The organism is Acinetobacter sp. BIGb0102 (assembly GCF_003815055.1).
GTDB lineage: Bacteria > Pseudomonadota > Gammaproteobacteria > Pseudomonadales > Moraxellaceae > Acinetobacter > Acinetobacter vivianii.
Genome location: NZ_RKQE01000015.1, coordinates 88,538 through 100,437, shown reverse-complemented (window position 1 = coordinate 100,437; position 11,900 = coordinate 88,538). Strand labels below are relative to the sequence as shown.

General features: G+C 43.4%; 14 protein-coding genes. 12 read left to right on the top strand and 2 right to left on the bottom strand.

Annotated elements, in window-relative coordinates:
- The first annotated feature begins 29 nt into the window (after positions 1-29).
- Entirely contained in the window at positions 30-674 is a 645-nt protein-coding gene (locus EC846_RS15080) for an MBL fold metallo-hydrolase (RefSeq protein WP_005255381.1), read from the top strand.
- Positions 675-731: 57 nt separating this feature from the next.
- Here the strand turns inward: EC846_RS15080 and EC846_RS15075 are convergent, their stop codons facing one another.
- Positions 732-2,468 carry a hypothetical protein gene (locus EC846_RS15075; RefSeq protein WP_123775657.1) on the bottom strand — a complete coding sequence of 579 codons (1,737 nt, stop codon included), beginning with the start codon at positions 2,466-2,468 and terminating at the stop codon, positions 732-734.
- A 426-nt stretch (positions 2,469-2,894) separates the two neighbouring features.
- Here EC846_RS15075 and pqqA point away from each other — a divergent pair, with 426 nt between their 5' ends.
- The 6 genes from pqqA to EC846_RS15045 all read left to right on the top strand — a co-directional run bounded on the left by pqqA (position 2,895) and on the right by EC846_RS15045 (position 7,220).
- Positions 2,895-2,969 carry a pyrroloquinoline quinone precursor peptide PqqA gene (gene pqqA / locus EC846_RS15070; RefSeq protein ID WP_009514286.1) on the top strand — a complete coding sequence of 25 codons (75 nt, stop codon included), beginning with the start codon at positions 2,895-2,897 and terminating at the stop codon, positions 2,967-2,969.
- Between the two features lie 74 nt (positions 2,970-3,043).
- Complete coding sequence (gene pqqB / locus EC846_RS15065; RefSeq protein WP_123775656.1) at positions 3,044-3,955, top strand: pyrroloquinoline quinone biosynthesis protein PqqB; 912 nt, start codon at positions 3,044-3,046, stop codon at positions 3,953-3,955.
- Positions 3,956-3,966: 11 nt separating this feature from the next.
- The gene (gene pqqC / locus EC846_RS15060; RefSeq protein ID WP_123775705.1) at positions 3,967-4,725 is read left to right on the top strand and encodes a pyrroloquinoline-quinone synthase PqqC; all 759 of its coding nucleotides are present in this window, start codon (positions 3,967-3,969) and stop codon (positions 4,723-4,725) included.
- A complete protein-coding gene (pqqD, locus tag EC846_RS15055; RefSeq protein WP_123775655.1) occupies positions 4,718-5,002 on the top strand; it encodes a pyrroloquinoline quinone biosynthesis peptide chaperone PqqD in 285 nt (94 codons plus the stop codon). Before pqqC ends, pqqD begins: the two co-directional genes overlap by 8 nt.
- On the top strand, positions 4,999-6,162 hold the full coding sequence (pqqE, locus tag EC846_RS15050) for a pyrroloquinoline quinone biosynthesis protein PqqE (RefSeq protein ID WP_123775654.1): 1,164 nt from the start codon (positions 4,999-5,001) through the stop codon (positions 6,160-6,162). Before pqqD ends, pqqE begins: the two co-directional genes overlap by 4 nt.
- Complete coding sequence (locus tag EC846_RS15045; protein ID WP_123775653.1) at positions 6,159-7,220, top strand: dipeptidase; 1,062 nt, start codon at positions 6,159-6,161, stop codon at positions 7,218-7,220. Before pqqE ends, EC846_RS15045 begins: the two co-directional genes overlap by 4 nt.
- Positions 7,221-7,238: 18 nt before the next feature.
- Here EC846_RS15045 and EC846_RS15040 read toward each other — a convergent pair whose 3' ends face one another.
- Positions 7,239-7,430, bottom strand: coding sequence for a DNA gyrase inhibitor YacG (locus tag EC846_RS15040; protein WP_123775652.1), 192 nt, complete (start codon positions 7,428-7,430; stop codon positions 7,239-7,241).
- A gap of 91 nt (positions 7,431-7,521) precedes the next feature.
- Between EC846_RS15040 and EC846_RS15035 the strand changes: the two genes are divergently transcribed.
- The 5 genes from EC846_RS15035 (at position 7,522) to EC846_RS15015 (ending at position 11,891) form a co-directional block, all read left to right on the top strand.
- A complete protein-coding gene (locus EC846_RS15035; RefSeq protein WP_123775651.1) occupies positions 7,522-8,166 on the top strand; it encodes an SAM-dependent methyltransferase in 645 nt (214 codons plus the stop codon).
- Entirely contained in the window at positions 8,159-9,361 is a 1,203-nt protein-coding gene (locus tag EC846_RS15030; protein WP_123775650.1) for a TIGR03862 family flavoprotein, read from the top strand. The genes EC846_RS15035 and EC846_RS15030 overlap by 8 nt, the downstream gene beginning before the upstream one ends.
- 118 nt (positions 9,362-9,479) lie before the next feature.
- Positions 9,480-10,742 (top strand): C4-dicarboxylate transporter DctA, encoded by a 1,263-nt coding sequence (dctA, locus tag EC846_RS15025; RefSeq protein WP_123775649.1) that lies wholly within the window; start codon positions 9,480-9,482, stop codon positions 10,740-10,742.
- Positions 10,743-10,820: 78 nt separating this feature from the next.
- Entirely contained in the window at positions 10,821-11,231 is a 411-nt protein-coding gene (locus EC846_RS15020; RefSeq protein WP_123775648.1) for a GFA family protein, read from the top strand.
- Positions 11,232-11,249: 18 nt separating this feature from the next.
- Positions 11,250-11,891, top strand: coding sequence for a flavin reductase family protein (locus tag EC846_RS15015; protein WP_123775647.1), 642 nt, complete (start codon positions 11,250-11,252; stop codon positions 11,889-11,891).
- The last annotated feature ends 9 nt before the right edge of the window (positions 11,892-11,900 follow it).

Below are 11,900 nucleotides of genomic sequence, written 5' to 3'. Positions count from 1 at the left end.
ATCGACGCTTTATTTCGCCAGAGGTTTTTATGCTCCAAGTCAAAATTGTCCCTGTTACTGCATTTGCCCAAAACTGCTCGATCTTATGGGACAGTGAAAGCAAAGAAGCGATTTTGATTGATGCGGGCGGTGATGCTGCGGTGCTGAAAAAAGAAGTGGAAGCTTTGGGTCTAAAAGTGAAGGCACTGTGGTTGACGCACGGGCATCTCGATCATGCAGGTGCAGTGGGTGAACTTGCTGAAACATGGCAGATCCCCGTGATTGGCCCGCATAAGGAAGATCAGTTCTGGCTGGACATGATTCAGGAAGTCTCGGCGCGTTATGGCTTTCCAATTCCCCAGCCTGTCAAAGTGGACCAATGGTTGGAAGGTGGTGAAGTTTTAAAGCTGGGTGACGATGAGTTTGAAGTGCGTTTTGCCCCAGGCCATACCCCAGGTCATGTGATGTTCTATAACGCCAAACATGGTTTGTTGTGGACAGGTGACGTGCTGTTTAAAGGCTCGATCGGCCGTACAGATTTTCCAAAAGGCAATCACCAGCAGTTGCTCGATTCGATTCAGCGCGAATGCTTTAGCTTGCCTGATGATACTCAGTTTATTTCAGGTCATGGCCCGATGAGTACCATTGGTTATGAAAAGCAATTTAATCCTTTTGTGGCAAGCAAAGCAGGCTAACTGCACCTTTTAGCTTGTGTATAGTAGCGTGTTATACACAAGCCAGCTCCTTGCTGGTTAAATGATTTCCAGCCATTTTTGATTGGCCAGATTCAAATCAAAGTTCAAACTATTACAAATGCTTTGCAAGTCGAAAGAGGCTTTATCTTCTGGAATCTGAATCAGAATGGGCAGGCGGGTAATGCCATTTTCTCCTGTCGGAAAAGCGTAATGGCGTTCTTTGTGGTTAATTGAAATCAGTGATTCAAATTCTAAATAAACGATCAGAGATGGAAAACGTCGCTGAATCCGCATAATTTCCTGATGTGCATCTTTTTTAATTTGCGCAGTTTTAAGTTTTAGCTTGAGAATATTGTCTTTTATTTTCTGAGGTTTATTCATAAGTTTACTCAGAAATGAAGCACTTTGTTTGAGCTGGCGCTGATTTTCTTTTAATTCCGAAAAAGCATCTTTATATTCCTGTAGCGAGGCCAAGCTAATGTCTTTGAGGATATTGGTTGGCTCTAACGCTTCGGCATGATGTTTTTTCCATTCCTCATAAGAAAACACGGTGAACACATCCGAATGCCGTTTCTGTAGCAAGGTGGCATAAGATTTGAGTCGGGCAATAAACAGATTAACCTGTTTGTTAAAGATCAAAGAGGGCTGTGACTGGAACTCGATAAAATGGCTAATCAGATCATCCAGCGTTTGTTTGACACTTAAATAGAGATAATTACATTCATCCCGATGATGCACTGAATGCTTCAGCGCTTCGGCAACAGGTTCAAGAATATTGCTATTGAGTTTCTGTTCGAAATCAATCAGCCGTTGTTCTACCAGTTTTTCCATAAATACCCCATTGGGTTGCAGTGGTTCTCGTAAGAACGGCACTAAGGTTTTGCTGGTATACAGTTCAATATTGCGCACAATATCTGAAACATACTGGTTAACAGGCTTATCAATCGTAATGATTCGGCTGATTTGCCACTCGAATTGTTCGTGATGGTGGATGTCTTCGATTTTATCTAAATGCAGAATCGCTGAATTCACATAAATATTGTCACAGCCTTCAAATTTTTCTTCTTGTAAGAAACGTCGAATTGAAAAGGTATTGACCATTCCTTCCTTGTTCGGCGCCAAAGCAAAAATATATTTGGAGGTTTTCACGATATCCAGTTGTCTGGATTTTTGTTGTTTATAGAGAAAATATTTCAGAATATGAGGTTTTTCTGCTCTGAGTTGATGCGAACGCAAAAGGTTAAAAGAATATTTTAATAACTGTTGTTTGAGAAAAACCTCGGTCATAAAGGTTTTAATGATGTCGGTATTAATATGTCGCTGATTATCAGGCAGGATGATTTTTTCTTTTGCCAGAATAATTTGCGCTGCTGCATAGATAAATTCTTTTAGAATCAGTTTCTTTTGCTCTTGTAGATCAAAGTCGTCTTCGGTTTCAATGGCATGAATCTGGCTCAGGATATTTTCCAGATAGTCTGAAATTTCATAAGCATGCTGATAGCTTCTTAACTTTTCTAGGGACGCTGCAATTTTTTTCACTAACACTTTGATTGGAGCGATATAAATTTTCTCAATGAGAATATCAAAGTCATGTTTGGCCAAATAGGAAAAGCTGTTGTCCTTTCGGTTCCAGTGAATTTTTTTGAGTTGCAGCACCTGCTGGGAAATTTTTTCGCAATGTTCAGGCGTGTGTTCTGAAAAAAGTGTGATCAGTGCCGTTTGCCAATCAGCATCCAGATTGGGATCAATTTGTGTCGCCAAAAGCTTGAGCTGATAAGGAATATCGTTATTCATTTTTACATCCTGGTAAATTTAAATCTTTTTATTGAACAAGCTGATGCCACATAAATCGGTGCGAAACTGGATCAGAACAATGTATAAGTTGTAATGTGTAGTTTGGTCTTGTTATTCAATCCTACAGTTGTCACTAGATTTGCATAAGGTCATGGAAAAGTAAATTACTGTGATGTGAATCACATATTTAAAATGTGTAAATTTTTATTAAGAATAGCGTTGTCGGTAGACAATTTTTAAGCAGAGAGACTGAATTTGAGTGGGACTTACCGAAATTTAGCCAAAACTCACAATTATCGAACAATATCTTGGGCAGGGTAGGTCTACAAAGCGATTATTTTTATTTAGAATCAGGTGTGAAACGCTTTATTCATGTTGAACTAATTGCTTAATTTCACCTGATGAAAACCAATTGGAGACGATTTCATGCAATGGACTAAACCTGCTTTTACTGATGTACGTATTGGTTTTGAAGTGACCATGTACTTCGAAGTACGTTAATCATTCCGATTCAAATTCAAGATAAGCCCTAGTTATGCCTAGGGCTTATCTTTTTCTAACAAGAAATTAAATCTATGTATATTCATGTTCTAGGTTCGGCTGCTGGTGGGGGCTTTCCGCAGTGGAATTGTAATTGCCCCAATTGTCATGGCGTGCGTACGGGTACGATTCAGGCCAAGGCTCGTACACAATCCTCAATCGCGATTTCTGAAAATGGCATCGATTGGGTGCTGCTTAATGCTTCACCAGATATCCGTCAGCAATTATTTGATTTTAAGGCAGCTCAGCCTGCCCGTAAGTTACGTGATACCGGTATTCGTGATGTGATCCTGATGGACAGCCAGCTGGATCACACCACTGGACTGCTGACTTTACGTGAAGGCTGTCCAATCAAGGTCTGGTGTACCGATATGGTCTATCAGGATCTGACCACAGGGTTCCCCGTATTTAAGATGTTGAAGCACTGGAATGGCGGTCTGCAATATCAGCAAATCGATCCTAAACAGGCATTTAAGATTGCGGATTTTGAAGATTTGGAATTTATACCACTGATTATTCAAAGTGCTGCACCGCCGTATTCACCTCATCGTCACGATCCGCATGAGGGCGATAATATTGCATTGATCATTCGGGATCATAAAACGCAAAAACAGTTGTTCTATGCACCGGGTCTTGGAAAGATTGATGAACAGATCATCCAGATCATGCGTGATTCAGATTGTGTCATGATTGATGGTACGCTCTGGACGGATGATGAAATGCAACACACCGGTGTTGGCAGCAAAACCGGACGTGAGATGGGGCATTTATATATTAGTGGCGAGGGTGGTTCATTGTCTTATCTGAATCAGCTTAGCCGCCCTAAAAAAGTGTTGATCCATATCAATAATACCAATCCGATTTTAGATGAAAACTCGGCTCAATGTGCTGAACTTAAAGCCCACGGTGTTGAAGTCGCCTTTGATGGCATGCAGATTGAACTTTGAGGTAAATGATGATGCCAAGCGCTGATGTATTAAGTGTCGAACAGTTTAAGCAGGCCATTCTGGATAAAGGGCAGTATTACCATATTTATCACCCTTTTCATGTGATGATGTACGAGGGTAAAGCCACCCAGCAGCAAATACAGGCGTGGGTTGCCAATCGCTATTATTATCAAATCAATATTCCACTGAAAGATGCCGCGATCATGGCCAATTGCCCAGATCAGCGTGTGCGTCAGGAATGGATTCAGCGGATGATTGATCAGGATGGCGAATATCCTGATGGTGGTGGGCGCGAAGCATGGTTACGTTTGGCCGAAGCCGTTGGCCTAACCCGTGAGCAAGTGATTTCAGAAGAGCTGGTGTTACCCGGCGTGCGTTTCGCTGTGGATGCTTATGTCAATTTTGCTCGCCGTGCCACATGGCGCGAAGCAGCTAGCAGTTCCTTGACCGAATTATTTGCACCACAAATTCACCAGTCCCGTCTTGATTCATGGCCACAGCATTATCCGTGGATTAATGATCAGGGTTATGACTATTTCCGTTCGCGTTTAAGTCAGGCTCGTCGCGATGTGGAGCATGGTTTGAATATTACACTGGACTCATTTACCACGTATGAACAGCAGCAGCGTATGCTGGAAATCCTGCAATTCAAGCTGGACATTCTTTGGAGTATTTTGGATGCGCTGACTTTGGCCTATGTGCATGAGCAAGCGCCGTATCATACCGTGACCGCACAACCTGTCTGGCATAAGGGGTTATTTCGTGACTAATGCAGAATTTGATTTAAACCTGATTCCGGCTTGGCGACAAGGTTACCGCTTTCAGTTTGAGCCTGCACAAAATGCTTTTGTGATCTTATATCCAGAAGGCATGATCAAGCTGAATGACAGTGCTGGAGCGATTGGACAGCATATTAATGGACAGCAGAATGTTGCCGACATTGTGGCCTTGTTGAAACAGCAGTTTGGTGACATTGCAGAAATCGAGCAGGATGTGGTCGACTATATGCGCGTTGCGCAGCAACAATACTGGATTGATTTGCGATGACCGAAGGCGTTGGTTTACCGCTCTGGCTTTTGGCGGAGTTGACCTATCGTTGTCCTTTACAATGTCCTTATTGCTCGAATCCTCTGGATTATGCCCAGCATAAAAATGAACTGAGCACGCAACAATGGTGTGATGTTTTTGATCAGGCACGGCAGATGGGTGCGGTGCAACTGGGCTTTTCTGGTGGGGAACCGCTGGTTCGGCAAGATCTGGAACAACTGGTTGCGCATGCGCATCAGCAAGGTTTTTATACCAACTTAATCACCTCGGGAATGGGCCTGAATGAGCAGCGTATTGCTCAACTTAAACAGGCTGGACTGGATCATATCCAGATCAGTTTTCAGGCCAGTGATCCTGTGGTGAATGATGCGTTGGCGGGTTCAAAACATGCCTTTGAACAGAAATATGAGATGTGCCGTCTGGTCAAGCAATATGACTATCCGATGGTGCTGAATTTCGTGATTCATCGACATAATATCGACCAGATTGAACAGATTATTGAGCTGTGTCTGGAGCTGAATGCTGATACGGTCGAACTGGCAATCTGTCAATTTTATGGTTGGGCTTTTTTAAACCGTCAGGGCCTATTGCCTACTCAAGAACAGTTGACGCGTGCCGAAAAGGTGACCAATGCCTATCGAGAAAAACTTCGCCAGCAGAATCATCCGTGTAAGTTGATCTTTGTGGTGCCTGATTATTATGAGGAACGTCCCAAAGCCTGTATGAATGGCTGGGGTAAAATCTTCTTTACGGTGACGCCTGATGGCACGGCATTGCCCTGTCATGCAGCACGTCAGCTACCGATTGCATTTCCGAATGTTCGTGAACAATCTTTATCGGAGATCTGGTACAAATCCACTGGTTTTAACCATTTCCGTGGCGATGCATGGATGCCAGAAAATTGCCGTAGTTGCCCAGACAAACAGCGTGACTTTGGCGGCTGCCGTTGTCAGGCCTATATGCTCACAGGTGATGCTGCCAATGCCGATCCTGTGTGTGGTAAATCCAGCGATCATTATCTGATTGAACAAGCACGCCGTGACAGTGAACAGGCTTCATCCCTTGCGCAATTGGTATTTCGAAATAGCAAGAACTCAAAACAATTGGCACTTCAGCAAAAAATTCCTGTGCAAAGCATTACGGGCGAATCTTCCTCATGATGCATGGCCTAAATCACAACAACGTTGCAGTTTTCGATGGTCATAATGATCTGCTGACACGGTTATGGCTCAGCGATCAAGCGGACCCCGTACAGGCTTTTATACATGAACAGTTGTCTGGACAACTGGATTTAAAGCGCTGCCAGCAGGCAGGATTTGTAGGCGGCATGTTTGCAATTTTTCTACCGCCATTTGCTTATGTGAAACAACATCATCCCGATAAGCTCGTGGATAAAAATGCCGAAGATTTCACTCAACGGCAGATTGAGCAGATCTGTCTGGCGCAATTCGAGCTGGCACAGCAGATGGTGCAAGCTTCCGAGCAGATTCAACTGTGTACATCGGTGCAACAGATTCAAGACTGCCGTACTCAAGGCCAACTGGCCATGGTGCTACACATGGAAGGGGCGGAAGCTTTACAGGACAACCCTGACTTGCTCGATGTTTTTTATCAGGCCGGGTTGCGGAGTATTGGCCCCTTATGGAACAGGGTGAGCCAGTTTGGACATGGTTTAAATGCCCGTTTTCCTCATTCACCCGATACAGGTGCAGGCCTGACCATAGCAGGTAAAGCCTTATTAAGACGCTGTGCTGAAAAGAAAATGGTGGTAGATGTATCGCATATGAATGAACGTGCATTTTGGGACACGGTCGATATTTTGCAGCAACCGATTGTCGCCACCCATTCCAATGCACATGCTTTATGTCCCCAAGCGCGTAATCTCACTGATCCACAACTCAAGGCAATTGCTGGGAGTGGTGGCATGGTCGGGGTCAATTTCGATGTGGCCTTTTTACGCGGCGATGGACAGCGGAATGCGGACACGCCACTTGAACTGATTCTAGATCATCTGGAATATATGATGGATCACCTTGGAGAAGATCACATCGGCTTCGGTTCAGATTTTGATGGCGCGCTGATCAGTACAGAACTGCAAGACGTTACGGGCTTAGCGCAACTGATTGCTGCGATGCAACAGCGCCACTACTCAAAAGAACTGATTGAGAAAATCTGCTGGGGCAACTGGCTCAATGTACTGAACCGAATCTGGTCTTAGCACATGAGTAGAAGATGATTAATCTTCATAATCATCTTCGTGGCGTTTCATCTCTGCTTGTGGTGTATCTTGCGTCGGTAGTTTGTATTGATCACTGGCCCAGGCACCGAGATCAATCATCTTGCAACGTTCTGAGCAGAAAGGACGAAATGCATTACCTTCCCAAGTGCTGGTTTCACCACAACGCGGGCAGGGAAATGTACGTGGCATAGAAAATTCCTAAAACAAAAACTAAATAGATTAGGCAAAAGTAAGGTGACTTGTTAGACTTATGCCGATTTCTAGATAGTTTGATGAGATTATGTCGATTCGTCAATTTCAAGCACAACGTATGCAAGCCCCTCGTGATTTTAAGGCCATTTCTAACACCCCGATTTGTGTGGAAATTGGTGCGGGAAAAGGCAAACATGCCTTGTTATTTACGGGACAAAACCCGCAAACCACGTTGTATGCAATTGAGCGAACCAAAGAAAAATTTTTGGCGATGCAAAAACAGCATCAGCTGGAATCTCGGGAATATTTAAATCCTATTCATGCCGATGCTTTGCCTTGGGTCGTGCACGCCTTGTTCCCGGCACAAGTACAACAATTTTTTATTCTTTATCCAAATCCAGAACCACATAATCCAGCACAGCGCTGGCTCAATATGCCATTTTTCGAATTCCTGCTTTCTCGCCTTCAGCCAGATGGAACCATTACCTTAGCCAGTAATATTCCAGAATATATTGATGAAGCAGAGCAACAACTGATTGAAGTATGGAAATTACCTTACGAAAAACAAAAAATTGCAGCGGATTCAGCTCGAACGCATTTTGAAATCAAATATCTGGAACGCGGCGAACTTTGCCAGCAATTGATCATTCGCAAGCCAAAAGGTTACGCAACCCGTTTTGATGATTTTGCACCGTTGCAAGGTCAAAATACCCAAGAGAACCGCGATGCCTAAGCGTGTTGCCATTATTGGGGCAGGCCCAGCCGGTTTGATGGCTGCTGAGGTGTTGAGTCAATATGATTATGAAATTGACGTGTTTGAGCAGAAACCGTCGGCTGCACGCAAGTTTTTAATGGCAGGTAAAACAGGTTTAAACATTTCCCATGCTGAGCCTGTTGAGGCTTTTATCCAGCGTTATGACCAGACACAATGGTTGGGACCTTGGGTCAAGCAATGGGATGCACAATGGATTCAGAACTGGATGCAAGGTCTGGGGATTGAATCCTATGTTGGCAGTTCGGGACGTATCTTTCCTGTAGAAATGAAAGCAGCGCCGTTACTCCGTGCATGGTTAAAGCGTTTGATGAGTGCTGGCGTAAAATTTCATTATCGCCATCGTTGTGTGGATTTATCCAATAATCAACTCACTCTGGAAAATCAGACGCAACGTTTTAGTGCCAGTTATGATGCGATTGTACTGGCCTGTGGTGCGGTGTCATGGTCGCAATTGGGCAGTGATGGTGCGTGGCAACAATGGCTCTCAAAGAATGAAATCGCGCCTTTTCAGGCCAGCAATGCTGGTGTTTTGAAAACATGGTCGCCGTTTATGCAGGAATGTTTCGGTCAGCCTTTAAAACGCGTCAATGCATGGATATGGCCTGAACAGCAAACGCATGGCGATATCATCATTACCCGTTATGGTTTTGAGAGTGGCGTGATTTATAAATTGGGGCGTGATCTCAGAGCGCAGCTTACCCAACAGCAATCTCTACAATTACAGCTAGACCTACTGCCAGATGTCAGCGTTGAGCAATTAGAAAAGAAATTACAGGCGAATAAAAAACAGTCTTTGACCAATCTTTGGCGTAAAGCAGGATTGGACAATGTCAAAATTAATCTGCTTCGGGAAATCGTCGAAAAAAGCTTATGGTCAGATGCCAAGCAAATGGCACAGCAGATCAAACAGCTTCGTATTCCTTTGGCAGGCTTTCGTCCCATTGAAGAAGCCATTAGCTGTGCGGGTGGGGTGAAGCAAGAGGTGTTATCTCCACAACTGCAATTACACTCGAACCCTTATGTATTTTGCTGTGGTGAAATGCTGGATTGGGATGCACCAACGGGTGGCTATTTGCTGACAGCCTGCTTTGCAACTGGGCGAGCCGCTGGAGAGGGTGTACATCGCCGATTAGAGTGTGCCCCGACAAGATAATGTTTTTAAAAGCGTTATTTAAAATTTCTGTATTTTTCATGTTCTAAATCACCTTATTTTTAGCGATTGGCGAGTTTTTTGCAGTGTTGATATTTATCTTTTTATTGATGAATGTTCAATGTTGCAAAAGTTCAAGTCCAGCCTATTTGCTCAAGTTGTTTTTGCATTAATTCTCGGTATTGTTATTGGGGTTAGCTTTCACGATTTTTCTTTAGCTTTAAAACCATTCGGGGATGGCTTTATTGCGCTGATCAAGATGTTGATTGCACCGATTGTTTTCTGTGTGGTCGTTCTGGGAATCTATGGCGCAAATGACATTAAAAAAATGGGAAAAGTTGGTGCAAAAACAATTTTATATTTTGAAGTGGTCACCAGTATTGCACTGATTTTGGGGATTGTGGTTGCCTATGTATTCAAACCTGGTGTCGGGATGAATATTGATATCACCAAGCTAGATGGCAAAGATTTAAATGTTTATACCGAACGTGCACATAGCATTAGCTCGGGATCAGATTTTTTACTTCATATTATTCCTAAAACATTTGTAGATGCGTTTGCCCGTGGTGATATTTTACAGGTTCTGTTGATTGCGATTTTATTTGGTGTCGCCTTATTACTGATCCCAAAACATTTAGCAGAACTGGTTTGCAAGGCAATTGAAGCATTTTCTGAAGTGTTTTTTAAAATGATGGCTTTGATTATCCGTCTGGCTCCAATCGGAGTGTTAGGTTCGGTTGCCTACACCACCGCAAAATTTGGACTGGATTCGCTGATCCAGCTTGGTTATTTAGTCTTGTTATTTTATGTGACGTGTACTGTATTCGTGCTGATTGTTTTGGGTGGAATCCTGAAAGTTGCAGGTTTAAATATATTCAAATTTCTCAATTATTTTAAAGCCGAGCTTTCCATCGTATTGGGAACAGCATCTTCTGATTCTGTATTGCCACAGATCATGAAAAAGTTGAAAAATTTAGGCATTCAGGATTCGACGGTCGGCTTGGTGATTCCTACGGGTTATTCTTTTAATCTGGATGGATTCTCTATTTACTTAACCCTCGGAGTCATCTTTATTGCACAAGCCTGCAATATCGATTTATCCATGCATGATCTACTCGCAATTTTACTGGTTTCTTTAGTGACTTCAAAAGGTGCGCACGGTATTCCTGGTTCAGCTTTGGTTATTTTGGCGGCGACCTTATCCGTCATTCCAAGTCTTCCGACCATTGGTTTGGTTCTATTGTTGTCAGTGGATTGGTTCATTGGAATTGTACGTGCTTGCACAAACTTGATCGGCAATTGTGTGGCGACGGTTGCAATTGCGCATTGGGAAAAGGATATCGATCATGCCCGCGCTCAAAAAGTATTAGACCAAAAAGTCTGAATAAATAGGATTTGTAATTTGCATGGTGACAAGATCTAGCCTATATTTTTAGTGGAAAAATCATCCAAGGAATGACCAATGTCTCAAGCTTCACCCGTGTATCGTGGCAGTTGTTTATGTAATGGAATTCATTATGAGATTCATGGTGAAATCGGCGAGATTATACAGTGCCATTGCCAGCGTTGCCGCAAAGCTAATGGTACGGCCTATGCCACCAATGCACCCATAAGTAGTACAGCGTTTAAAATTGTACAAGGTGAAGCGCTAGTTAAAAAGTTTGCTGCATCTGGGGTATATCGCTGGTTCTGTGGCGAATGTGGTTCTCCACTGGTCAGTTCACGGGATGCGCAGCCTGAGCTTTATCGTTTAAGAATCGGAACTTTGGATACGCCATTACAGCAAAAGCCAAGCATGCATATTTTCGCTGCTTCTAAAGCAGAGTGGGATTGTATTGCGGATGATTTACCTCAATATGCTGAACGTCCTTAAACCGGATGTATTTTTACGATGATTTTTGAGACCTCTGATTTAGAAGCAAATGATATCTATCGTTTATTGGCCGGTGGAATTTCGCCTCGACCGATTGCCTGGATTAGTACACTCTCCAAAGAGGGTGTCGCCAATATTGCACCTTATTCATTTTTTAACGTTGCCAGCTGTAATCCACCTATTTTATGGTATTCGCAGGTCAATCCCAGGAATGGGCAAGATAAAGATACCATTCGTAATCTGATGGATACACGAGAGTGTGTGGTGCATATCGTGAATTTACAATTGCTGGAAAAGATGAATTTATCCTGTGCTTTATTGCCTCCAGCGCAAAGCGAATTTGAGTTTGCCGAGATTGAGTCTGAGCCAAGCCATTCGGTGGCCGCTTTATCCGTCAAACATGCACCGATTCGTTATGAATGTCAGTTAAGAGAGGTGCTGCAACTGAGTACGCTTCCATCGGGTGGTACGGTGGCTTTGCTGGATGTGAAATCAATTTATGTCGATGATCGGCTCTGGGATGGTCAAATGATCGACCAGCAACAACTGGATAGTGTTGGCAAAATGGGTGGCGATTTTTATAGTTTAACCACCGATCTACGAAAACTTGCCCGACCAATCGTGTCATCCACAACAGATGAGCATAAAAAAGGAGGTTAACTACCTCCT